General features: G+C 74.1%; 20 protein-coding genes. 18 read left to right on the top strand and 2 right to left on the bottom strand.

The features are described 5' to 3' along the window. Nucleotides 1-24: 24 nt before the first annotated feature. Nucleotides 25-1044, bottom strand: coding sequence for a TAXI family TRAP transporter solute-binding subunit (locus ACGFNF_RS02390; protein WP_393165229.1), 1020 nt, complete (start codon nt 1042-1044; stop codon nt 25-27). Next, nucleotides 1041-3257: a TRAP transporter permease gene (locus tag ACGFNF_RS02385; protein WP_393165227.1), complete on the bottom strand. Its 2217-nt coding sequence runs from the start codon at nt 3255-3257 to the stop codon at nt 1041-1043. Before ACGFNF_RS02385 ends, ACGFNF_RS02390 begins: the two co-directional genes overlap by 4 nt. Before the next feature lie 428 nt (nt 3258-3685). Between ACGFNF_RS02385 and ACGFNF_RS02380 the strand changes: the two genes are divergently transcribed. From ACGFNF_RS02380 to ACGFNF_RS02295, 18 genes are all read left to right on the top strand, one after another. After that, complete coding sequence (locus tag ACGFNF_RS02380; protein WP_132236952.1) at nt 3686-4618, top strand: ABC transporter ATP-binding protein; 933 nt, start codon at nt 3686-3688, stop codon at nt 4616-4618. A 136-nt stretch (nt 4619-4754) separates the two neighbouring features. Continuing rightward, on the top strand, nt 4755-5297 hold the full coding sequence (locus ACGFNF_RS02375; RefSeq protein ID WP_311411836.1) for a hypothetical protein: 543 nt from the start codon (nt 4755-4757) through the stop codon (nt 5295-5297). A gap of 87 nt (nt 5298-5384) precedes the next feature. Then, nucleotides 5385-6185, top strand: coding sequence for an ABC transporter permease (locus tag ACGFNF_RS02370; RefSeq protein WP_393165338.1), 801 nt, complete (start codon nt 5385-5387; stop codon nt 6183-6185). Nucleotides 6186-6196: 11 nt separating this feature from the next. Then, the gene (locus ACGFNF_RS02365; protein ID WP_357580301.1) at nt 6197-6997 is read left to right on the top strand and encodes an ABC transporter permease; all 801 of its coding nucleotides are present in this window, start codon (nt 6197-6199) and stop codon (nt 6995-6997) included. Between the two features lie 229 nt (nt 6998-7226). Next, entirely contained in the window at nt 7227-8342 is a 1116-nt protein-coding gene (locus tag ACGFNF_RS02360; protein ID WP_357578132.1) for a YihY/virulence factor BrkB family protein, read from the top strand. 244 nt (nt 8343-8586) lie between these two features. Next, nucleotides 8587-9765: an ROK family protein gene (locus ACGFNF_RS02355; RefSeq protein ID WP_357578133.1), complete on the top strand. Its 1179-nt coding sequence runs from the start codon at nt 8587-8589 to the stop codon at nt 9763-9765. Next, on the top strand, nt 9762-11321 hold the full coding sequence (locus ACGFNF_RS02350; RefSeq protein WP_357578134.1) for a sugar ABC transporter ATP-binding protein: 1560 nt from the start codon (nt 9762-9764) through the stop codon (nt 11319-11321). The genes ACGFNF_RS02355 and ACGFNF_RS02350 overlap by 4 nt, the downstream gene beginning before the upstream one ends. Continuing rightward, nucleotides 11318-12445, top strand: a complete 1128-nt coding sequence (locus ACGFNF_RS02345; protein WP_357578135.1) for an ABC transporter permease — start codon at nt 11318-11320, stop codon at nt 12443-12445. Before ACGFNF_RS02350 ends, ACGFNF_RS02345 begins: the two co-directional genes overlap by 4 nt. Nucleotides 12446-12567: 122 nt before the next feature. Continuing rightward, the gene (locus ACGFNF_RS02340; RefSeq protein ID WP_132236966.1) at nt 12568-13623 is read left to right on the top strand and encodes a substrate-binding domain-containing protein; all 1056 of its coding nucleotides are present in this window, start codon (nt 12568-12570) and stop codon (nt 13621-13623) included. Nucleotides 13624-13676: 53 nt separating this feature from the next. Beyond that, entirely contained in the window at nt 13677-14882 is a 1206-nt protein-coding gene (locus tag ACGFNF_RS02335) for a Gfo/Idh/MocA family protein (protein WP_393165336.1), read from the top strand. Between the two features lie 485 nt (nt 14883-15367). Next, entirely contained in the window at nt 15368-16528 is a 1161-nt protein-coding gene (locus ACGFNF_RS02330; RefSeq protein WP_393165223.1) for an inositol-3-phosphate synthase, read from the top strand. Then, nucleotides 16512-17366 (top strand): SCO3242 family prenyltransferase, encoded by an 855-nt coding sequence (locus ACGFNF_RS02325; RefSeq protein ID WP_393165221.1) that lies wholly within the window; start codon nt 16512-16514, stop codon nt 17364-17366. Before ACGFNF_RS02330 ends, ACGFNF_RS02325 begins: the two co-directional genes overlap by 17 nt. Then, the gene (locus ACGFNF_RS02320; protein ID WP_393165219.1) at nt 17363-18319 is read left to right on the top strand and encodes a sugar phosphate isomerase/epimerase family protein; all 957 of its coding nucleotides are present in this window, start codon (nt 17363-17365) and stop codon (nt 18317-18319) included. The genes ACGFNF_RS02325 and ACGFNF_RS02320 overlap by 4 nt, the downstream gene beginning before the upstream one ends. A gap of 35 nt (nt 18320-18354) precedes the next feature. Beyond that, on the top strand, nt 18355-18957 hold the full coding sequence (locus ACGFNF_RS02315; protein WP_393165217.1) for an EboA domain-containing protein: 603 nt from the start codon (nt 18355-18357) through the stop codon (nt 18955-18957). Beyond that, nucleotides 18957-19823 carry a TatD family hydrolase gene (locus ACGFNF_RS02310; RefSeq protein WP_393165215.1) on the top strand — a complete coding sequence of 289 codons (867 nt, stop codon included), beginning with the start codon at nt 18957-18959 and terminating at the stop codon, nt 19821-19823. Before ACGFNF_RS02315 ends, ACGFNF_RS02310 begins: the two co-directional genes overlap by 1 nt. Continuing rightward, nucleotides 19823-21010, top strand: a complete 1188-nt coding sequence (gene eboE, locus ACGFNF_RS02305) for a metabolite traffic protein EboE (protein WP_393165213.1) — start codon at nt 19823-19825, stop codon at nt 21008-21010. The genes ACGFNF_RS02310 and eboE overlap by 1 nt, the downstream gene beginning before the upstream one ends. Next, nucleotides 21007-22470 carry an alkaline phosphatase family protein gene (locus ACGFNF_RS02300; protein ID WP_393165211.1) on the top strand — a complete coding sequence of 488 codons (1464 nt, stop codon included), beginning with the start codon at nt 21007-21009 and terminating at the stop codon, nt 22468-22470. The genes eboE and ACGFNF_RS02300 overlap by 4 nt, the downstream gene beginning before the upstream one ends. Then, complete coding sequence (locus ACGFNF_RS02295; protein WP_393165209.1) at nt 22467-23534, top strand: polyprenyl synthetase family protein; 1068 nt, start codon at nt 22467-22469, stop codon at nt 23532-23534. The genes ACGFNF_RS02300 and ACGFNF_RS02295 overlap by 4 nt, the downstream gene beginning before the upstream one ends. Nucleotides 23535-23613: the final 79 nt, after the last annotated feature.

The following is a 23613-nucleotide window of genomic DNA, read 5'->3' as shown; positions in this document are numbered from 1 at the left end:
GAGGCCCGGACCCGGCGCCGGGGATCAGCGTGCGCCGAGGTCCTGCAACGCCTTGTCCGCGCCGCGGTGCAGCGGTACGGGGTCGGTCTTGCGGGCGTTGTCCAGGTTGATGCCCTTGGCGGCCGGGTTGGCCTGGGCCAGGGCGTCCTTCTTGTCGAACACCGTCCGGGTGATCGCGCAGGCCACGTTCGCGTTGAGGTCCTTGCGGACCAGCAGCACGTTCGGCACCACGATGGTCGGGGTGTCCGCGGCGGTCTTGTAGACGTCCGCGCCGATGGTCCCGGCCTGGTACGCCGGGTTGAGCTCGGTCATCTTGGGCAGCAGCGGGGTGATGTCGATGAACTTCACCTTGTCCCCGGCGGTGGTGAACAGGTCGGTCAGCCCGCCCGTGGGCACGCCGCCCGACCAGAACAGCCCGTCGACGCTGCCGTCCTTGACGCCCTCGACGCTCTTGGTCAGGTCGAGCCGCTGCGCCTGGACGTCCTTGGCCGCGTCGAGGCCGGCGGCCTCCAGCAGCCGGTTGGCGATGACCTCGGTGCCGGACTTCGGGGAGCCGGTGGAGATCTTCTTGCCCTTCATGTCGGCGACCGAGTTGATCCCCGAGTCGGCCCGGACGACGACCTGCGTGTAGTTGTCGTAGATCCGGGCGAGCGCCTCGACCGGCTGCGGGGCCGTGAAGCTGCCCTTGCCCTGCACCGCGTTGACCGCCGTGTCGAACAGCGAGAAGGCGACGTCGTACTGCCCGCCGACGAGCTGTTCGATGTTCTGCACCGAGGCGCCGGTCTCGGCGGCGGTGCCGGTCAGCTTGCCCTCGGTCGCGCCGGAGAGCTGACCGGCCAGCGCGTTGCCGACCACGTAGTAGACCCCGGTGGCGTTGCCGGTGGCGATGCCGACGCGGGTGCTGTCGGTGACCTTGCAGGTGATCTCACTGGCGGCGTCGTCCTTGGTCGCGCCGTCCTGACGGCCTCCGCAGCCGGCGGTGCCCGCGGCGACGAGGGCCAGCGCGCCAACCCCCGCGGCGAGCCGCATGTTGATCCGTCTCACTGTTTTTCCTCCCCATGGTTCACCGTTGGTACTGCTGACGGCCCGCCGTTCCGGCCGGCGGATCCGCGTCTGACGAGCACGCCCGCCACCATGACGGCGGCCAGGGCGGCGCCGATCGCGACGGGCACGGGTTCGAGCCAGAGCAGCGTGAGCCCGGCGAGCGCGCCGACGATCCGCTCCGGCGCGCCGGCCGGGCCGACGCCGGGCAGCCAGCCGCCCGCCGCCACCGCGAGCACGGCGACGCTGAGGGCGGCGACCGTCGCGGCGACGGCTATCCGCTGCGGGCCCCCGATGCCGAGCAGCCCGAGGCCGGTCGGGGTGACCACGAAGGCGAGCGGGATGAGGTAGGCCGGCAGGGCGTACCGCAGGGTCTGCCACATGGTCGGCACCAGCCGGCCGCCGGTCACCGCGGCGGCGGCGACCGCGGCGAGCGCGGTCGGCGGGGACGCCTCGGACAGCACCGCGAAGTAGAAGACGAACATCGCCGCGGCGGGCGCGGTGACGCCCAGGTCCAGCAGGGCCGGGCCGATGATCACCCAGCCGATCACGAACGACGCGGTGACCGGCACGGCCAGGCCGAGCAGGGTGAGGGCGACGGCGGCGAGCAGCGCGGTGAGCGCCAGCACCACGGCCGGCTCGGAGCTGACGGCCTGGGCCCCGCTGACCAGCAGCGCCGCCGCCTGGGGGCCGAGGCCGGTCTTGGTGGTGGTGGCGGTGATGATGCCCGCGGCGGCACAGACCGCGCTGACCGCGAGGACGCCGCGCACGCCGGCGCTGAGCGCGGCGAGCAGCCGGGCCGGGGTGAGCCGGTGCCGACGGTCGAGGAAGGACAGCACGGCGGCCAGGATGGTGGCCAGCACCACGGCCTTCGTCGCGGAGAAGCCGACGGCGAGCAGCCCGACGATCGCGAAGAGCGAGAGGAAGTGGTAGCCGAACCGGGCCAGCAGCCGGCCGGCGGAGGTCGTGTCGATCACCACCGGCCGCACGCCCGAGCGCCGGGCGTCGATCTCGACCGCGAGGAGGATGCCGAGGTAGTAGAGCACCGTCGGGACGGTCGCCCAGCCGAGCACCTGGAGGTACGAGACGCCGAGGTACTCGGCGATGATGAAGGCCGCCGCGCCGAGGGTGGGCGGGGAGAGGATCGCCCCGACGCCGGCCGCGGCGAGCATGCCGCCCGCCCGCTCCGGCGGGTAGCCGGCGCGGCGCAGCACGGGCCAGGTGACCGCGCCGATGCTGACGGTCGTCGCCGCGCCGGAGCCGGAGACGGTGCCGAGCAGGAACCCGGAGGCGACGGCGGTGCGCCCGGCGGCCGTACGCGAGCGCCGGAAGGCGGCGGCGGAGAGTTCCACGAAGAACCGGCCGGCCCCGGAGAGGTCCAGCACCGCGCCGTAGATGGTGAACAGCACGATGTACGTCGCCGCGACGTCGAGCGGGGTGCCGTAGAAGCCGCTGTCGGAGTTGTAGAGGCCGTCGACGATCTGTCCGAAGTCGAGGCCGGCGTGGGCCACCGGCCAGGACTGGGGCAGCAGCCCGCCGTAGTAGCCGTAGCCGAGGAAGACCACGCAGACGGCCGGCAGGATCCAGCCGGTGGTGCGCCGGCACGCCTCCAGCAGCAGGATCAGCAGGACGGTGCCCATCGCCACGTCCATGCCGACGAGCAGGCCCTGCCGGTCGAGGAAGGCGTCGTACCCGCCGCCGCCGTCGCCCAGGTCGACGGGCAGCACCGGGTAGAGGCAGCTGACCAGCGCCGCGCCGGCCAGGATCCAGTCCGGCAGGGTGGGGCCCCGGCGCCTGGGGCGCTCCGCCGGGACCGCGTCGCCCGGCCCGGTCGCGTCCGTGCGGCGCAGCCGCCGGGGCAGGCGCAGATCCGCCGGGTACGCCAGGAAGACCATCGGCAGGATGCCGGCCAGGAAGATGACCAGGTAGAACTTGCTCCCCTGCGGCAGCGGGTAGAACACCTGCCAGAGGGCGAGCAGCGCGATCGCCAACGTCGTTCCGGTGACCAGCACGCCGATCGGCCCGGAGAGTTCCCGCCCGGGCTTTTCGTCCTCGAACTGCGCGGCGAGTTCCCGTGGATCGGGCGCGGCACCGTCTGGATCGGACCGATTGTCCGTCTCGCGCGGCAACGGAACCGGACCGCCATCCGGGGTGGACTCGGGGCCCACGGTGGACGGCTGCGGGGCGGGTTCGCCGGAGGAACGCACTGGTGGCACGAGGGGGCACGATACGCGAATTAGATACCGGGCGGAACATTGCTGATCATGATTGCAGCCAGTAATTAATTGGGACTCGCGATTACACAGAGAGACTGTAATTGGGTCCGGATATGCGGCAGGATGCGCGCCCTGATTGGTAAGAATGCGGCAAGCCGGGAGCGAGTCGCATCCGATGCGTCCACTCTGGTCCGGTAGCAGCGCGTTTCCGGCCCACCCCCGCGCGGCCGCCGCCGCGCCGTCGGCACCGCACCGGGCGATGACGCAGGGTAGTTTTCGTCGCTCTCCGTTGCCGGATGGGCCCTGACCAGGGTGCCTGTACCCCTACCGCCCGGCCCCTATCACCCCGGCGACACACCCCACCGGATCCGGTGGGGGTGTCGGAACGCCCGGTGGGGGGTGTCGGATCCGGAGGTTAGGGTCGGGCGATGACCACGGCTCCACCACTCATCCAGGCGCGGGCGCTGGTGAAGCGGTTCGGCGACTTCACCGCCGTCGACGGCATCGACGTCGAGGTGCGGGCCGGCGAGGCGTTCGGCTTCCTCGGGCCCAATGGCGCCGGCAAGTCCTCCACCATGCGGATGATCGGCTGCACCTCCCCGCCCAGCGGCGGCGAGCTGCGCATCCTCGGCATGGATCCGGTGCGCGACGGGCCGGCGATCCGGGCCCGCCTCGGCGTCTGCCCGCAGCTCGACAACCTGGATCCCGAGCTGACCGTCCAGGAGAACCTCACCACCTACGCGCGCTACTTCGGCATCTCCCGGCGGGTGGCCCGGGCGCGGGCCGCCGAGCTGCTCGACTTCGTCCAGCTCACCGAGCGGGCCGACAGCAGGGTGGAGCCGCTCTCCGGCGGCATGAAGCGGCGGCTGACCATCGCCCGCGCGCTGGTCAACGAGCCCGAGATCGTCCTGCTCGACGAGCCGACGACCGGCCTGGACCCGCAGGCCCGGCACCTGGTGTGGGAGCGGCTGTTCCGGCTCAAGCAGCAGGGCGTCACGTTGGTCCTCACCACGCACTACATGGACGAGGCGGAGCAGCTCTGCGACCGCCTGGTGGTGATGGACGGCGGGCGGATCGTCGCCGAGGGCTCGCCCCGGGCGCTGATCGACCGGCACTCCACCCGGGAGGTCGTCGAGCTGCGGTTCGCCGCCGAGTCCCAGGAGGCGTTCGCCGGCAAGCTCGACGGGCTGGGGGAGCGCGTCGAGGTGCTGCCCGACCGGATCCTGCTCTACGTGCCCGATGGCGACGCGGCCGTCGCCGAGGTCGGCGAGCGGGGGCTGCACCCGGCCAACGTGCTGGTCCGGCGCAGCAGCCTGGAGGACGTCTTCCTCCACCTCACCGGCCGCACCCTGGTCGACTGACAGCGCGTCCGGTCGCTCGTCGTCGATCCGGTGCCGGTCGTCCGGCGCGACCGGGTGGGTGCGGCGGCGTCGGCCGTTACGTAGCATCGGCGGGCCGGCGGCACGTCGACCGCCCGCCGACGCACACGGGGGTGTCATGTCGGAGTTGGAGTTCCAGTCCCGCCGCCAGGCCGGGCTCGCCGCGCTCTATCTGGGCGTCTTCGCGACGATCTGGTTCAGCGTGCCGGCCGCCGAGCAGCCGCTGCGCGCCCTGCTGGTGGTCGCGAGCGGCGCGGCCCTGGTCACGGCGGTGATCGGCGCCGTCGTCGTGGCCCGCAGCCGGGGAGCCGGGGGCGTCGCGCACGACCGCGCCGCCGACCGCCGCTACCTTCTGATCGTCCTGGCCGAGTTCGCCGCCGCCGGGCTCGGCGCCGTCGTGCTCGCCCTCGTCGGCTGGTCGGAGTTCATCCCGGTGCTGGTCGGCGCCGTGGTGGGGCTGCACTTCTTCCCCCTCGTCCCGGTGCTGCGCGACCCGCTGCTGTGGCCGCTCGGGGTGGCGGTGTGTGCCGTCGCCGTGGCCGGGCTGGTCACCGCGCTCGTCTCGGCGGTGCCGGCGGGGCTCGTCGTCGGCACCGGCACCGGGCTGCTGCTGCTCGCCTACGCGGTGCAGGCGCTGCTGCGCGCGGCCCGTAAGCGCTGACGGGGCGACGGAGTCGCCGGCCTGTCGTACCCGCGAGGTAGTAAGGCCGTGGTGGACGCGGAGCGAGACGGGGGTGGTCGCGTGAGCGTGGCGCAGTCGGCGCGGGAACGCGCGCGCCCGAGGTTGCCGCGGGTGCCGGCGCTCGCGGTGCTGGCGCACCATCTCGTCGGCTACCGGCGCACCTGGCGGGCGGGGATCTTCTCGTCGTTCCTGCTGCCGGTGCTGACCGTCCTCGGCTTCGGCGTCGGCGTCGGCTCCTACATCGACCAGGGCATCGACGGGGTGAGCTACCTCGACTGGATCGTGCCCGGCCTGATCGCGTCGACCGCGTTGCAGACGGCCGTCAGCGAGTCGACGTGGCCCGTGTTCGGCAACTTCCAGTGGGTCAGGACCTACTTCGCGCAGAGCGCGGCGCCACTGCGGGTGGGCGACATCCTCGGCGGGCACCTGGCCTTCGTGGTGTTCCGGGTGGTCACCACCGTCGCGGCGTTCCTGCTGGTGACGGCCCTGTTCGGGGCGCTGCGCTCGCCGTGGGCGCTCGCCGCGCTGCCGGTGACGGCGTTGCTCGGGCTGGCGGTCGCCGCGCCGACCTTCGCGTACGCGTCGGTGGTCTCCGTCGACAGTTGGCTCGCGATGCTGCTCCGCTTCGCGGTGATCCCGATGACGCTCTTCGCCGGCGTGTTCTTCCCCGTCGAGTCGCTGCCCCTGGCGCTGCGCTGGCTGGCGTACGCGACCCCGCTCTGGCACGGCGTGGACCTGTGCCGGGCGGCGGCGCTCGGCGTCGCTCCGCAGTGGTCGGTCGCCGGTCACCTGCTCTACCTCGCGGCCTGGGCGGCCGGCGGCTGGCTGCTGGCCCGGCGCGCGTTCCGTCGTAGGCTGGTCGTCTAGGAGGAGTCGCAGTGGTCGCTCTCGTCCTGCCCCGGCTGGCCGCCGCGTCCCGCCGGTCGGTCTCCGTGGCCGAGCGCAACGTCGCGGCCCTGAAGACCGTCTACTGGCTGCTGCTCGTCTCCGGGTTCGTGGAGCCGCTGCTCTACCTGCTCTCCATCGGCGTCGGGGTCGGCACGCTGGTCGGCGACCTCACGCTGCCCGGCGGCGAGGTCGTCACCTACGCGGCGTTCGTCGCGCCGGCCATGCTCGCGTCGTCGGCCATGTCCGGCGCGCTGTCGGAGACGACCTTCAACTTCTTCGGCAAGATGAAGCAGATGAAGCTGTACGACGGGGTGATCGCCACCCCGGTGCAGCCGTTCGAGATCGCGCTGGGGGAGCTGCTCTGGGCGATGCTGCGCGGCAGCGCGTACTCGGCCGCCTTCCTGGTGGTGATGGTGGTGATGGAGCTGACCACCGCGGCGCGGGCGCTGGTCGCCTTCCCGGCGGCCGTGCTGGTCGGCTTCGCCTTCGGCGCACTGGGCATGGCGATCACCACCTTCATGCGCAGCTGGCACGACTTCGACCTGATGTCGGCGGCCCAGTTCACCCTCTTCCTCTTCTCCGGCACGTTCGTCCCCGCCGAGGCCTACCCGGCTGCGCTGCGCTGGGCGGTGGAGGTGACGCCGCTCTACCGCGCGGTGCACCTCATCCGCGGCGTCTCGGTGGGCGCGGCCGGCTGGGAGTGGGTGCTCGACGTGCTCTACCTGCTCGCGGCGATGGTCCTGGGGCTGCTGGTCGCCTCGCGCCGGATGGGCAGGTTGCTCTACGGCTAGGGCCTGTTTCATAAGAACTGGCCGGCCTGCGGCGGGCCCGGACGACGACCGGCGGCGTTGCAGTTTCGTCCGGATACCACACCGGTATCCGGACGAAACCGCGCCTTGCCGGATCGCCGCCCGGACTCCGCCTCGGCTCGACCGCCCTTATGAAACAGGCCCTGGTGGTTAACGGTGGCCGCTGCCTGGGCATGTCGAGGGGGACTGACACCGACCACGAGGAGGGGCGATGGCCTCCGACGAGTCCTCCACCCGCAGCGGACGCGACCGCGACGATTCCGGGGCGGCGGCCGGCCGGGTGGGCGACCGCCGGACGGGCCGCGCCGACCGGGGGTCCGACCCCGTTCGTGCCGAGCGGCACCGCCCGGGTCGCGGCCCGGTCGGGCCCGACGAGGGCCCCGACAGCCCGACCGAGCTGCCGGGCGCCGGTTGGAAGGCCGCGCTGCGCCGCACGGTGCGGGAGTTCCAGGACGACAGCCTGACCGACTGGGCGGCGGCGCTGACGTACTACGGGGTGCTCTCGATCTTCCCCGGCCTGCTGGTGCTGGTCTCGATCCTCGGCCTGCTCGGCCCGCGGGCCACGGAGGGCGTCAAGGAGACGGTCAACGACGTCGTCCCGCAGGACAGCATCCGGCAGATCGTCGAGGGGGCGATCGACCAGGCGCAGCAGAGCGGCGGCTTCGCCGGCTTCGCCGCGATCCTCGGTCTGCTCGCCGCGTTCTGGTCGGCGTCGGGTTACGTCGCCGCGTTCATGCGGGCCTCCAACACCATCTACGACGTGCCGGAGGGGCGGCCGATCTGGAAGACGCTGCCGATCCGCGTCGGGGTGACCGCGGTGATCGGCGTGATGCTGCTGGCCAGCGCGGTGATCGTGGTCTTCACCGGCGGCCTGGCCGAGCAGGTCGGGGAGGCGATCGGGCTGGGCTCCACGGCGGTGACCGTGTGGAACATCGCCAAGTGGCCGGTGCTGCTGCTCCTGGTGAGCCTGATGTTCGCGATCCTCTACTGGGCGTCGCCGAACGCGCGGCACGGCGGCTTCCGCTGGGTCAGCCCCGGAGGCGTGCTGGCGGTGGTCATCTGGTTGGTGATCTCGGGCCTGTTCGCGCTCTACGTCAGCAACTTCGGCTCGTACAACAAGACGTACGGGGCGCTCGCCGGTGTGATCGTCTTCCTGATCTGGCTGTGGCTGAGCAACATCGCGATCCTCCTCGGCGCGGAGTTCGACGCCGAGCTGGAGCGCAGCCGCGCCATCGAGGCGGGCCACTCCCCGGACGAGGAGCCGTACGTCGAGCTGCGCGACGACCGCAAGCTCAAGAAGAAGCGCAACGCCGCCAACCGCCGCTGACCGCGTCGCCCGTCCGCACCCGCCGACGCCCGCCACCCAGCACCGGTGGCGGGGCGTCGGCGCGCTTCCGCCCGCTCCGGGCCCTGCGCTTTTCCTGATCCTCCCGATGCTTTTGCTCGATCGGACAAAAGTTCGCGTCAAATCGGCCGAAGCTCTGGACACGTGACACGGAACACTCCTACTGTGTCGGCACGACACCTCGGCATCACGTCGATGTGAACGAGCCCGCGAAGAGGTGAGTCCGGTGCGGACAGTCGACCCCCTGCACGTACGGCTGCTGCGGCTGCTCCGTGACGAGGGCGCGGTGTCCCGGGCCGAGCTGGGCGACCGGTTGCAGATGCCCCGTCCCCGGCTGCTGGCGGAGCTGGAACGGCTCGTCGCCCTCGGCTACGTCGCCGAGGCGGGGCTGGCCGCCTCCCGGGGCGGTCGCCGTTCCACCCTGGTCGAGCTGAGCCCGCGCCTGCGCTTCGCCGCCGTCGACCTCGGCGCCAGCTCCATCGACGTCGAGGTGGTCAACGGCCGGCTGGAGCCGGTCGCCGCGTACGCCGAGGCGGCCGACATCCGCACCGGCCCGAAGGTGATCCTCCAGCGGGTCAACGAGCTGCTGCACAAGGCCCGGGTGGACGGCGCCTATGAGCGGCTCGACGCCGTCGGCATCGGGGTGCCCGGCCCGGTCAGCTTCCGCGACGGCGTGCCGGTCTCCCCGCCGATCATGCCCGGGTGGGACCGGTTCCCGGTGCGCGAACTGCTCACCCGCGAGCACGGCTGCCCGGCGGTGGTCGACAACGACGTCAACATCATGGCCATCGGGGAACGGCACGGCGGGGTCGCCCACTCCGTGGACGACTTCCTCTTCGTGAAGATCGGCACCGGAATAGGGTGCGGGATCTACCTCAGCGGCGAGGTCTACCGGGGCACCGACGGCTGCGCCGGGGACATCGGCCACATCCAGGTCGACGCGCAGGGCCCGATGTGCTCCTGCGGCAACGTCGGCTGCCTGGAGGCGCTGTTCAGCGGGGCCGCGCTGGCCAAGGACGCGACCGCCGCCGCGCGCAGCGGGGTGTCGCCGGCGCTGGCCGAACGCCTCACCGCACACGGCGCGGTGACCGCGCTGGACGTCGCCGGGGGTGCCGTCGAGGGGGACGTGACGTGCATCCAGCTGATCCGCGACGGGGGTCGGCGGGTGGGTGGGGTCCTGGCCGGGCTGGTCAGCTTCACCAATCCGTCGATGATCGTGATCGGCGGCGGGCTCGCCCAGCTCGGGCACATCCTCCTCGCCGAGATCCGCAGCGTCGTCTACCGCCGGTCGCTGCCGCTGGCCACCGGCAACCTGCCCGTCGTCCTGTCCGAGCTGGGCCCGCGCGCCGGCGTCGCCGGTGCCGCCGTGCTGGCCAGCGACGTGGCCTTCGCGGAGGCATCATGAGTGAGCAACTGGTCGAGTCGCCCGCCGACGCCGTCGCGGGCGAGGTGGTGCTGCGCCTCACCGACGTGGTCAAGACCTTCCCGGGCGTACGGGCCCTGGACGGGGTGCAGCTGGAGGTGCGCGCCGGCGAGGTGCACTGTCTGCTCGGGCAGAACGGCGCCGGCAAGTCCACCCTGATCAAGGTGCTCGCAGGGGTGCACCGGCCCGATTCGGGGCTCGTCGAGTGGCGGGGCGAGCCGACCACCTTCGCCAACCCGCAGGCCGCCATGCGCGCCGGCATCGCCACCATCTACCAGGAACTCGACCTGGTCGAGGACCTCTCGGTCGCGGAGAACGCCTTCCTCGGCCACGAGCCGCGCCGGCTCGGCTTCGTCCGGCGGGGCGCCATGGCCCGGCACACCCGGCAGATCCTCGGCCGGCTCGGCCACGCCGAGATTCCGCCCGGGCGGATGGTGCGCGCGCTGCCCGCCGCCGGCAAGCAGATCGTCAGCATGGCCCGCGCCCTCTCCCACGAGGCCCGGCTGATCATCATGGACGAGCCGAGCGCCGTGCTGGCCCACGACGAGGTGGGCAACCTGTTCCGGATCATCCGGGAGCTGACCGCGCAGGGCATCGCCGTCATCTACATCTCGCACCGGCTGGAGGAGATCCGCGAGATCGGCGACCGGGTCACCGTACTCAAGGACGGCCGGACCACCGCGGCGAACCTGTCGGCCCGCGACACCCCGACCCGCGACCTGGTCAGCCGGATGACCGGCCGCACCATCGAGTACGTCTTCCCGGACCGCCCGGCCGGCGCGGCGGGCGGCGCGGAGCTGCTCACGGTCGAGGGTCTGACCCGGGCCGGCGAGTTCGCCGACGTCTCGCTCGGCGTGCGGGCCGGCGAGATCGTCGGCATCGCCGGGCTGGTCGGCTCGGGCCGTTCCGAGCTGCTGGGGACCATCTACGGCGCGCGCCGTGCCGACGCCGGCTCGGTGCGGATGGCCGGCCGGGCGCTGCGCCCCGGCAGCGTCGGCGCGGCGGTGCGGGCCGGCATGGGGATGGCCCCCGAGGAGCGCAAGAGCCAGGCACTGCTGCTGGGCGAGCCGATCTACCGCAACGTGACCCTGGCGACCTTCGCCCGCTACGCCCGCGCCGGGTTCACCGACGCCGGACGGGAACGGGCCGAGGCGGACCGGATCGCCGAGAGCCTGGAGCTGCGCCCCCGCGACGTACGCCGGCCGGTGCGCACCCTCTCCGGCGGCAACCAGCAGAAGGTGGTGGTCGGCCGCTGGCTGCTCGGCGACACCCGGCTGCTACTGCTCGACGAGCCGACCCGGGGCGTCGACGTCGGCGCCCGGGCGGAGCTCTACCAGGTGATCCGGGGGCTGGCCGCGCGCGGCGTCGGGGTGCTGCTGGTCTCCAGCGAGGTCCCCGAGGTGCTCGGCCTGGCCGACCGGGTGCTGGTGATGCGGGAGGGGCGGGTCGTCCACGAGGCCCCGGCCCGCGAACTCGACGAGAACACCGTGCTCGACCTCGTCATGGCGGGGTCCCTGATGGAAGGCGCACCGGCATGAGCGACGCGACGCCCACCCCCACCACGGCGCCGGAGCGGGCGGCGCAACTGCCGGCGCAGTCGCCGCCGGTGGACCCGGCGCAGACCGGGGCGGCCGTCGACAAGGTGGCGGCACCGGGCCGCATCTCCTGGTGGCGGGGCGAGGGTGGCGAGGGCGCCAAGCGCAACCTCGGCCTGATCGGGGTGCTGGCCGTGCTCGTCGTGATCGGCGCCCTCACCCGCTCCGACCTGTACTCCAACCCCGACTGGGTGTGGGACAACGTCCTGAGCATCCTCAAGCTGGCGGCCGTGGTCGGCGTGGTCACCGTCGGCATGACCTTCGTGATCATCGGCGGCGGCATCGACCTCTCCGTCGGCGCGATCGTCGCGCTGGCCGGCGTCTGGTGCACCACGGTGGCCACCCAGAGCTACGGCGCCGGCGGCATGATCTTCAGCGCGCTCACCGTCGGGCTGGCGGTCGGCCTGGTCAACGGGCTGCTCATCTCGTACGGCCGGCTGGTGCCGTTCATCGCGACCCTCGCCATGCTGGTGGCGGCCCGGGGCCTGGCCGCCGAGATCTCCGACAAGCAGACCCAGGTGTCGGACAACGGCTTCATCAACGGCCTCGCCAGCAACAGCCTGCTGGGCATCCCGCTGCTGGTCTACATCCTCGCCGCCGTGGTGGCCGCCGGCTGGGTGCTGCTCAACCGCACCACCTTCGGCCGGCGTACGGTCGCCGTCGGCGGCAACCCGGAGGCCGCCCGGCTCGCCGGCATCAACGTCCGGCGGCACACCGTGCTGCTCTACGCGCTCTCCGGGCTCTGCTGCGGGATCGCCGCCATCATGCTCACCGCCCAGGCCAACTCGGCGCAGGCGGCGATGGCGAACCTCTACGAGCTGGACGCGATCGCCGCCGCGATCATCGGCGGCACGCTGCTCAGCGGCGGGCGGGGCACCATCATCGGCTCCCTGCTCGGGGTGGTCATCTTCGCCACCATCACCAACCTCTTCGCCATCAACGGCCTCTCCACGGAGGCCCAGAACATGGTCAAGGGCGGCATCATCGTCGCCGCCGTCCTGGTCCAGCAGGTCCAGTTCCGCAGCGTCACCCAGTTCCTGAGCCGCAACCGGCTCACCACCACCTGACCCCCCACCGCACCGACCGCGCGGCATCCGGGCCACCTGAGCGACGGTGGCCGGGCACCGCACGCGCTCTTCCGTCCCGCACCGCGAGATTTCCTCCACCACCGTCAACCCAGGAGGTCGTCATGACCCAGCACAGTCGCGACATGTCGCGCCGCCGGCTGCTCTTCGGCGGGGCCGCCGTCGGCGCCGGCGTGCTGCTCGCCGGCTGCACCAGCAACGAGACCAAGCCGACCGAGGCGCAGACCAAGGCGGCGGCCGCGCCGGGCGGCAACAACGAGCCCGGCAAGCGGGTCGTCATCGGCTTCTCCGCGCCGGCCGCCGACCACGGCTGGATCGCCGCCATCACCAACAACGCCAAGGCGCAGGCCGGGGCGTACTCCGACGTGGAGTTCAAGTCGGTCGAGGCCGGCGCGGACGCGGCGGCCCAGCGGGCGGCGCTGTCCACGCTGATCTCGCAGAAGCCGGACGTGATCGTGCTGCTGCCGCACGACGGCAAGGAGCTCAACGCGTTCGGACTGGAGGCGATGAAGGCCGGCGTTCCGGTGGTCAACCTGGACCGGGCCTTCCCCGACGCGCGGGCCTACCGGCTCCAGATCAAGGGCGACAACTACGGCATGGGCGTGGCCGCCGCCACCTACATGATCGAGCAGTTCAAGGCCAAGGGCGTCAGCAATCCGGTGATCGGCGAGATCGCGGGCATGGACGAGCTGGAGCTGACCCAGGAGCGGTCGAAGGGCTTCGTCGACACCCTGACGGCGAGCGGCTTCAAGGTCGCCAACCGCCGGGCGGCCCGGTTCACGGCCGACTCGGGGCAGCAGGAGGCGGCGCAGCTGCTCCAGGCCCTGCCGAAGATCGACGCGCTCTGGAACCACGACGACGACCAGGGCATCGGCGTGCTGGCGGCGGTCAACCAGAGCGGCCGCAAGGAGTTCTTCATGGTCGGCGGCGCCGGCTCGAAGAAGGCGATGGAGGACATCCAGGCGGACAACACGGTGCTGAAGGCGACGGTGACCTACAGCCCCTCGATGGCCTCCTCGGCCATCTCCCTGGCCCGGCTGATCGGCCAGGGCAGGGGCATGTCCGACCTGGTGGAACTCCAGGTGCCCAAGGAGATCATCCTCGCCTCCGAGACGATCACCAAGGAGAACGCGGGCAGCTACCTCAAGCTCGGGTTCTGATACACGGGGGGAGACCCACCTTGTCCACGACAGACAGAGAACTGCGGGTCGGCATGGTCGGCTACGCGTTCATGGGCGCCGCGCACTCACAGGCGTGGCGCACCGTGAACCGCGTGTTCGACCTGCCGGCGCGGGCCCGGATGTCGCTGATCTGCGGCCGGGACGCCGGGAAGGTGGCCGACGCCGCCGACCGGCTCGGCTGGGACGCGTACACGACCGACTGGCGCGACCTGATCGCCCGGGACGACATCGACGTGGTCGACGTCTGCACGCCCGGGGACAGCCACGCCGAGATCGCCCTCGCCGCGCTGGCCGCCGGCAAGCACGTGCTGTGCGAGAAGCCGTTGGCCAACACGGTCTCCGAGGCCCGGGCGATGGCCGCCGCGGCGGTCACCGCGCAGGCCGCCGGGGTGCGGTCGATGTGCGGGTTCAACTACCGGCGGGTGCCGGCGGTCGCGATGATGCGCCAGCTCGTCGCCGACGGGCGGCTCGGGGTGATCCGGCACGTCCGGGCGACGTACCTGCAGGACTGGATCGTGGACCCGCAGTTCCCCCTGGTGTGGCGGTTGCAGCGGGACAAGGCCGGCTCCGGCGCGCTCGGCGACATCGGCGCGCACATCATCGACCTGACCCAGTACGTCACCGGCCGGCGGATCACCGGGGTCAGCGCGGTCACCGAGACGTTCGTCAAGGAGCGGCCGCTGCCGGCCGGGTCGAGCGGGCTGGCGGCGACGGTGGACGGGGCGACGGCCGACGGCAACGGTGCCGACGGCCACCGCCCGGCCACCGGGGCGGTCACCGTCGACGACGCGGCGGTCTTCGTGGCCCGCCTCGACGGCGGCGTGCTGGCCACGTACGAGGCGAGCCGCTTCGCCACAGGACGCAAGAACGCCCTCCGGGTGGAGATCAACGGCTCGCTGGGCACGGTGGCCTTCGACCTGGAGCGCCTCAACGAGCTGGAGTTCTACGACGCGACGCGACCCGCCGCCGAGCAGGGTTTCAGCCGCATCCTGGTGACCGAGGGGGAGCACCCGTACATGTCCGCGTGGTGGCCGCCCGGCCACCTCATCGGCTACGAGCACTCCTTCACCCACCAGATGCGGGACTTCGTCGAGGCGGTCGCCACCGGCGTCGACCCGGCGCCCTCCTTCGTCGACGGGTTGCAGGTCCAGCTGGTGCTGGACGCGGTGACCCGGTCGGCGGAGCTCGGCTCCTCGTGGACCGAGGTGGAGCCGGCCCTGGCCACGGTCGCCGCCTGAGCCGACTCCGGCGCCGACCGGCGAGGGACCGGCCGCGGTTGCGCCCCGCGGCCGGGACGAGGTCGGAGCCGGAGGACGTGCGGCCGGGCCGGCGTGGCCCGGTGACGCACGAGCAGAACGGTCGTCCGGTGCGGCCGGACCGGGATTCCCCGGTCGCACCGGAGGACCGTCACCACCCGGCGATCCTGCCGGGCCGTGTCACCCCACGACGTCCGGTCGGCGCGCGCCGTCGTCCCGACCGGCGGATGCGGGGGAGGCAGGGACGGGACGCCGACCGGCCCTGCCTGCCAGCCCCGTCCGTCCGTGCCCGCGCCGGGATCCGGGCCGGGGTCGTCGCCGCCGACGTCGACACCGGACCGGTGGGCTCCTCCCGGGGCGGCCGGCGGACGGGGCCCATCCGCATAGATGCGTATCTTTCTGAACAAACTTCTGATATCTATATAACTCAATGCACGGCTGGTTCCTCCTGATCGGGAAGGAGCACCATGCGTACGGGTGTCTGGCTGGTGGGAGCACGCGGCTCGGTCGCGACCACCAGCATCGTGGGGGCGCTCGCCCTGCGGTCCGGGCTCACCGGCCCGACCGGCTGCGTCACCGAGCTGCCCGACCTGCGCGGGCCCGCCCTGCCGGCCTTCACCGACCTGGTCCTCGGCGGGCACGACGTCGTCACCACCCCGCTGGCGAAGCGGGCCGAGACCCTGGCCGCCGCCGGCGTGCTGCCCGGCCGGCTGGTCGCCGCACTCCCCGACGAGCTGGCCGCCGTCGAACGCGAGCTGCGTCCGGCCCCTGCCGGCGGCACCCAGGCGGACCGGGCCGCCGCGACCGTACGCGACCTCACCGACTTCCGCCGCCGGCACGGGCTGGACCGGGTGGTGGTGGTCAACGTCTCGGCCACCGAACCCGCCGCCCGCCCGCACCCGGGCCACGCCGACCCGGTCGCGCTGGCCGCCGCGCTCGCCGGCCCCGACGAGGTGCTGCCGCCCAGCTCCCTCTACGCGTACGCGGCGGTGCGGGCGGGCTGCCCGTACGTCGACTTCACCCCGTCCACCGGGCTGCGGCTCCCGGCCCTGGTGGCGCTGGCCGCCGAGCGCGGGATCCCGTACGCCGGGCACGACGGCAAGACGGGGGAGACGCTTGTCAAGTCCGTGCTCGCGCCGATGTTCGCGATGCGGCACCTGGCGGTGCGCTCCTGGTCCGGGGTCAACCTGCTCGGCGGCGGCGACGGCGCCACCCTCGCCGATCCGGCGGCCAACGCGGCAAAGGTGGAGAGCAAACAGCGGGTGCTCGGCGAGACCCTCGGCCACCTGCCGCAGGGCGGCACCCGGATCGAGTACGTCGAGGCGCTGGGCGACTTCAAGACCGCCTGGGACCTGATCACGTTCGCCGGGTTCCTCGGCACCGGGATGCGGATGGAGTTCACCTGGCACGGCTGCGACTCGGCCCTGGCCGCGCCCCTCGTGCTCGACCTGGCCCGACTCACCGCCGCCGCGCACGCCGCCGGCCACGCCGGCCCCCTGACCGACCTCGCCTTCTTCTTCAAGGACCCGCTCGGCACGCCCACCCACTCGCTGGCCGACCAGTGGACCCGACTGTGCGGCTTCGCCCACCGGCTGCACGCGGGAGGCACCGATGCCGCGCCTCGCTGACCTCGCCGAACTGGTCCGGGCGCCGGCCGCGCTCTCGGTGCCCGGGGACGTCGTCGCCGGCGCGGCCGCCGCCGGCACGCTCGGGCGGCGTACGCCCGCGCTGGCCGCCGCGTCCGTCCTGCTCTACTGGGCGGGGATGGCCGCCAACGACTGGGCCGACCGCCGGCTGGACGCCGTCGAACGCCCCGAGCGGCCCATCCCCAGCGGCCGGGTGGCCCCCGGGGCCGCGCTCGGCCTCGCCGCCGGGCTCACCGCCGCCGGGGTCGCGCTGGCCACCGCCGCCGGTGGCCGGCGCGCCGCGACTGTCGCGGTCCCGCTCGCCGCCGCCGTCTGGGGGTACGACCTGGCGGCGAAGTCGACGGCCGCAGGCCCGGCCGTGATGGCCGCCTGCCGGGGGCTGGACGTCCTCCTTGGCGCGACGGGTGGACGGGCGCTGCGGGCGGTGCCGGCGGCGGTCACCGTGGCCGCGCACACGTGGACGGTCACCGCGCTCTCCCGCCGCGAGGTCACCGGCGCCGACGCCGCGCTGCCGCTGCGTACCCTCGTCGGCACCGCACTGGTCGCCGCGGGCGCCGCCGTCCGGCCCCGCCCCGACCGGGCCGCGCTGCCGGCGCTGCTGGCCGGCTGGTACGCGGCCCGCTACGGCGCGGCCCAGGCCCGGGCGGCGGCCGACCCCCGCGCCGGCCGGGTGCGGGCGGCGGTGGGAGCCGGGATCACCGGGCTGCCCGCGTTGCAGGGCGCCCTCACCGCACGCGCCGGGGCCGGGCTGCTGGGGCTGGCGGTGGCGGCGGCCGCGCCGCTCGGCGGCCGGCTCGCCCGAAGGATCTCCCCGACATGACCGCCCCGACCCGTCCCGCGTCGGGCCCCCGGGGCACGGCGGTGGCCGGCGCGGCCGACGGCGACGGCGGGCTCCGGTTCGGCTACGGCACCAACGGGTTCGCCAACCACCGGCTGACCGACGCGCTCGCCGTCGTCGCCGACCTGGGCTACCAGGGCGTCGCGCTCACCCTGGACCACGACCACCTCGACCCGTTCGCGCCCGCGCTGGCCCGTCGGGTGGCGGCCGTCGCCCGCCGGCTCGCGGCGCTCGACCTGGCCGTGGTCGTCGAGACCGGCGCCCGCTACCTGCTCGACCCGTGGCACAAGCACGCCCCGACGCTGCTGCACGACGACCCGGCGCGGCGCGTCGAGTTCCTGCGCCGGGCCGTGCGGATCGGCGCCGACCTGGGCGCGGAGGCCGTCTCCCTCTGGTCCGGCGTACGCCCCCGGACGGTGCCACCGGAGACCGCCTGGGACCGGCTGGTCGCCGGCTGCGCGACGGTGCTCGACGCCGCCGAGGCGGCCGGCACGACGCTCGGTTTCGAGCCGGAGCCGGGCATGCTGGTCGAGGACATCGCCGGCTGGCGCCGGCTGCGCGGCGCGCTCGGCGATCCGGCCCGCTTCGGCATCACCCTCGACATCGGGCACTGCCGCTGCCTGGAGCCGCGAGGTGTCCCCGAGTGCGTACGCGAGGTCGGCCCGTACCTGGTCAACGTGCAGATCGACGACATGCGCCGGGGCGTTCACGAGCACCTGGAGTTCGGCGCGGGGGAGATCGACTTCCCGCCCGTGCTGCGGGCCCTGGGCGACGCCGGCTACCGGGGCCTGGTCGCCGTGGAACTGCCCCGGCACTCGCACGCCGCCCCCGCCGTCGCGGCCCGCTCGCTCGACTTCCTGCGCGCCGCCGCGCAGGAGGCGGCACGCCCGGGACCGGGTGCCACCGCGAAGGAGGCGGCACGCCAGCACCGGTGACGGGGCCACGTCGGCAGCACGAGGGAGGAGACGGGATGACACCGGATTCACTGCGGGCCGCGCTGCGGGGCGTACCCGAACCCGACTGGCTCGACGAGGCGCTGCGGCGGGTGGCGGCCGAACCGGCGACGATCGACAGGTTCTTCCCGGCCGCCGGGCGGCGCTGTGGCCGGGCACCGCTGCCCGGGGCGCCCGGCTGGAGCACCGACGAGGCGGTCCGGGCCCTGCTGCTGGCCGCGCTGCCGACCGGCCACGCGACCCACGCCGAGACCCGCTACCGGCAGGGCGACGCCGCCGAGAAGCGGGCCGTGCTCAAGGCGCTGCCGCTGCTGCCGGTCGGCGCGGCCGGAACGCCGCTGCTGCACGACGCGGTCCGCACCAACGACACCCGGCTGCTGGCCGCCGCCCTCGGCCCGTACGCCCGGCACCTCGACCCGGCCGCCTGGCGGCAGGCGGTGCTCAAGTGCGTCTTCACCGGCGTGCCGCTGGCCGTGGTGCACGACCTCGACGCCCGCGCCGACGGCGAACTCGCCGCGATGCTCGCGTCGCTGGCCGCCGAGCGGCAGGCCGCCGGGCGCGCCATGCCGGCGGACGCGACCGACCTGCTCACCCGGCTGCGCGAAATCCAGGAGGCCTGATGCGCATCTTCGACCCGCACATCCACATGACCTCGCGGACCACCGACGACTACGAGCGGATGGCCGCCGCGGGCGTCCGGGCGGTGGTGGAGCCGGCGTTCTGGCTCGGCCAGCCCCGCACCAGCCCCGCCTCCTTCGCCGACTACTTCGACTCGCTGGTCGGCTGGGAGCCGTTCCGGGCCGGGCAGTTCGGGATCCGCCACCACGCCACGGTCGCGCTGAACCCGAAGGAGGCCAACGACCCGCGCTGCCGCCCGGTGCTCGACCTGCTGCCGCGCTACCTCGACAAGGACGCCGTGGTGGCGGTCGGCGAGATCGGCTACGACTCGATGACGCCGGAGGAGGACGAGGCGTTCGCCGCCCAGCTCGCCCTGGCCGTGGCCCACGACCTGCCGGCCCTGGTGCACACCCCGCACCGGGACAAGGCGCGGGGCGTCGAACGCAGCCTCGCCGTGGTCGCCGAGTCCGGCGTCGCGCCGGGCCGGGTGGTGCTCGACCACCTCAACGAGGTGACGGTGGGGCTGGTCCGCGACACCGGCTGCTGGCTGGGCTTCTCCATCTATCCCGACACCAAGATGTCGCCGCCGCGCATGGTGGAGCTGCTGCGGGCGTACGGGACCGAGCGGGTGCTGGTCAACTCGGCGGCCGACTGGGGGCGCTCGGACCCGCTGCTCACCCGGGCCACCGGGGAGGCGATGCTGCTGGCCGGCTTCACCGACGACGACGTGGACCGGGTGCTGTGGCGCAACCCGGTCGAGTTCTACGGCCAGTCCGGTCGGCTCGACCTGACGGACCTGGAGCACGCCGCCGCCGACCCGCCGATCGGCACCTGGGCGGGCAACTCGATCCTGCGCGGCGGCAGCTGATGCGGCTGCGGCACGCCGGCGGCGACACCGTCCACCTCGGCTACTGCACAAACGTGCACCCCGCCGAGGACCTCGCCGGCATCCTGCGCCAACTGGACACCCACGCCGTACCCGTACGCGAGGCGCTCGGCGCCGACCTGCTCGGCCTCGGGCTGTGGCTGGCCGCCCCGGTCGCCGCCGAGCTGGCCGCCGACCCGGCCGCCCGCCGCCGGCTGCTGGCCGCGCTGACCGCCCGGGGGCTGGAGGTGGTCACGCTCAACGGCTTCCCGTACGCGGCCTTCCAGGCCCCCGTGGTCAAGGGCGACGTCTACCACCCGGACTGGACCACGCCCGCGCGGCTCGCGTACACCCTGGACCTGGCCCGGGTGCTCGCCGACCTGCTGCCCGACGACGCGGCCCGAGGCTCGGTCTCCACCCTGCCGCTGGCCTGGCGGCGGCCCTGGGACGCCGTCCACGCGGACGCCGCCCGTTACCGGCTCGACGAGCTGTCGGCGGGTCTCGCGGCCGTCGAGCGGGAGACCGGCCGACCGGTCCGGGTCGGGTTCGAGCCGGAGCCGGGCTGCGTGGTGGAGAGCACCGGGCAGGCGGTCGCGGCCCTGGCCGGGGTGGACACCGAACGGCTCGGCGTCTGCCTGGACCTCGCCCACCTCGCCTGCGCCTGGGAGGCGCCGGCCGAGGCGCTGGGCCGGCTGCGCGCGGCCGGGCTGCCGGTGGTGAAGGTGCAGGTCTCGGCCGCCATCGAGGCGCCCGCCGGGGCGACGGCGACGCTGCGCCGCTGGGTGGAGCCGCGCTTCCTGCACCAGACCCGCGCCGCCGGCTGTGCGGGCGCGGCGGACCCGGCCGACGCCGCCCACGCCGCCGACGACCTGGACGCCGCCCTGGAGGCGCGGCTGCCCGGGCCGTGGCGGGTGCACTACCACGTGCCGCTGCACGCCCCGCCCGAGCCGCCGCTCGGCTCGACCCTGCCGGTGCTGCGCGCCGCGCTGGCCGCGCTCTACGCCGGGCCGGAGGCGGGCTGCGACCACCTCGACGTCGAGACGTACACCTGGGGGGTGCTGCCGGCCGCGCGGCGCCCGCGCACCGACGCGGAGCTGGCCGCCGGCATCGCCGCGGAGCTGGCCTTCGCCCGCGCCGAGTTGCTCGCCCTGGGCCTGGCGCCCGCACAGGGCAGCGAGGTGACGACATGAGCCGGCGGCTGGTGGTGCTGGACGTGGTGGGGCTGACCCCGCGCCTGCTGGCGCACATGCCCCGGCTGCGCGCGGTCGCCGACGCCGGCTTCCGCGCGGAGCTGGGCACCGTGCTGCCCGCGCTGACCTGCCCGGTGCAGTCGACGTTCCTCACCGGGGAGCTCCCGGCCGGGCACGGGATCGTCGGCAACGGCTGGTACTTCCGGGACCTCGGCGAGGTGCTGCTCTGGCGGCAGCACCACGCCCTGGTCGGTGGCGAGAAGCTGTGGCAGGCGGCCCGCCGGGTCGAGCCGGGCTTCACTGTGGCCAACGTCTGCTGGTGGTACGCCATGGGCGCCGACGTGGACTGGACGGTCACCCCGCGCCCCGTCTACCGCGCGGACGGGCGCAAGGAGCCGGACTGCTACACCGACCCGCCGGAGCTGCACGACGCCCTCACCGACCGGCTCGGCACCTTCCCGCTGTTCAGCTACTGGGGGCCGGGCGCGGGGCTGGCGTCGTCGGCGTGGATCTGCCGGGCCGCCGAGCGGATCCTCGCCGACCACGCGCCGGACCTGACCCTGGTCTACGTCCCGCACCTCGACTACGACCTGCAACGTCACGGCCCCTCGTCGCCCCGGGCCGCTGCGGCGGCGGCCGAGCTGGACGGGGTGCTCGGGCCGCTGCTGGACGCCGCCCGCGCCCGCGACGCGACAGTGGTGGTGCTCTCCGAGTACGGCATCACCGACGTGTCCCGGCCGGTCGACGTCAACCGGCTGCTGCGCGCCGAGGGGCTGCTGCGGGTGCACACCCAGGCCGGCATGGAGTACCTCGACCCGTGGACCTCGCGGGCCTTCGCGGTGGCCGACCACCAGGTGGCGCACGTCTATGTCCGCGACCCGGCCGACGTGCCGGCGGTGGCGGCGCTCTGCGCGGGGCTGCCCGGGGTGGCCGAGGTGCTCGACGCCGACGGCCGGGCGGCGCACGGGCTGGACCACCCGCGCGCCGGCGAACTGGTGCTCGTCGCCGAGCCGGACGCCTGGTTCACCTACTACTACTGGCTCGACGACGCCCGCGCGCCCGACTTCGCCCGGCTGGTGGAGATCCACCGGAAGCCGGGTTACGACCCCGCCGAACTGTTCTTCGACCCGGCCGCGCCGGGCGCGGCGAAGCGGCGGGCCGCCGTGGCGCTGGCCCGCAAGAAGCTCGGGATGCGCTACCTGATGAGCGCGGTGGGGCTGGACGCCGGCGCCCGGGCGGTGCGCGGGTCGCACGGCCGGCTCCCGGCCGACCCGGCCGACGGGCCGGTGCTGCTCTGTTCCGATCCGTCCGCCGCCCGGGACCGGGTCGCCGCGACCGAGGTCAAGGCACTCCTGCTGGAGCTGGCGGGGCTGGCGCCGCAGGCGAACCCCGGCACGGTCCCGCCGCCGGCTGGGCCGCCCACCCCGGCGTCAGCCGGGTCGTCCGGGGAGGAGGCGTGACCGCCGTCGTCGCCCCGACCGACACGAGCGGGCTGCGGGCCCGGTTCGACGCCGCGCTCGCCGCCTTCCTCGACCGGCAGGGCCGGGACTGGCCGGACGGCGCGCCCCGGGGTGTCTTCACCGCGCTGCACCGGTTCGTGCTGGCCGGCGGTAAGCGGCTGCGCCCGCTCTTCTGCTACTGGGGATGGCGGGGCGCGGGCGGCCCCGACGGCGCCCCGATCGTGACGGCCGCCGCCGCGTTGGAGCTGTTCCACGCGTTCGCGCTGATCCACGACGACATCCTGGACGGCAGCGACCGCCGCCGGGGCGGGCCGTCGGTGCACCGGCTCTTCGCCGACCTGCACGCCCGCTCGTCCTGGCGTGGCGACCCCGAGGCGTACGGGCGTAACACCGCGCTGCTCTGCGGCGACCTCTGCGCCGCCTGGTCCGACCAGATGTTCCACGAGTGCGGCCTGGACGCCGGGCGGGTGCACCGGGGGTACGCGGTCTACGCGCTGATGCGCACCGAGGTGATCGCGGGGGAGTACCTGGACCTGGTCTCCGGGGTGGGCGACGGGTCGGTGGCGAGCGCGCTGACCGTGGTCCGGATGAAGGCGGCCCGCTACACGGTCACCCGGCCGTTGCAGATCGGGGCGACGCTGGCCGGGGCCGGGCCGGAGCTGCTCGCCGCGCTGGCCGAGTTCGGCGACCCGCTGGGCGACGCGTTCCAACTGCGCGACGACGTGCTGGGGGTCTTCGGCGACCCGACGGTCACCGGCAAGTCGGTCCTGGACGACCTGCGGGAGGGCAAGCCGACGGTGATGATGGCGCTGGCCCGGGGTGCCGCCGACCGGGCGCAGGCCGCGCGGCTGCGGGAGCTGTTCGGCAACCCGGCGCTCGACGGCGACGGCGCCGCCGAGCTGCGGAAGATCATCGAGGGGACCGGGGCCCGTGAGCGGATCGAGGAGATGATCCGGGTACGCGCGGAGGCCGCCCTGGCGGCCCTGGGGTCCACCCCGGTGCCCGCCGGGGCCCGTGCCGCCCTGACCGCCCTCGCCGCCCAGGCCGTCGACCGTCCCCATTGAGTCGCGCTCCGGCAGGCGGCGACTTTTGACGGGATCGACGAAAGTTGGTGCCGAATCGGCGGAAGGTATGGACACATCG

This window comes from Micromonospora sp. NPDC048868 (genome assembly GCF_043198195.1).
Taxonomy (GTDB): Bacteria; Actinomycetota; Actinomycetes; order Mycobacteriales; family Micromonosporaceae; genus Micromonospora; species Micromonospora reichwaldensis.
The sequence above is the reverse complement of the archived record's forward strand: the minus strand, read 5'-3'. Positions and strand labels throughout refer to the sequence as shown.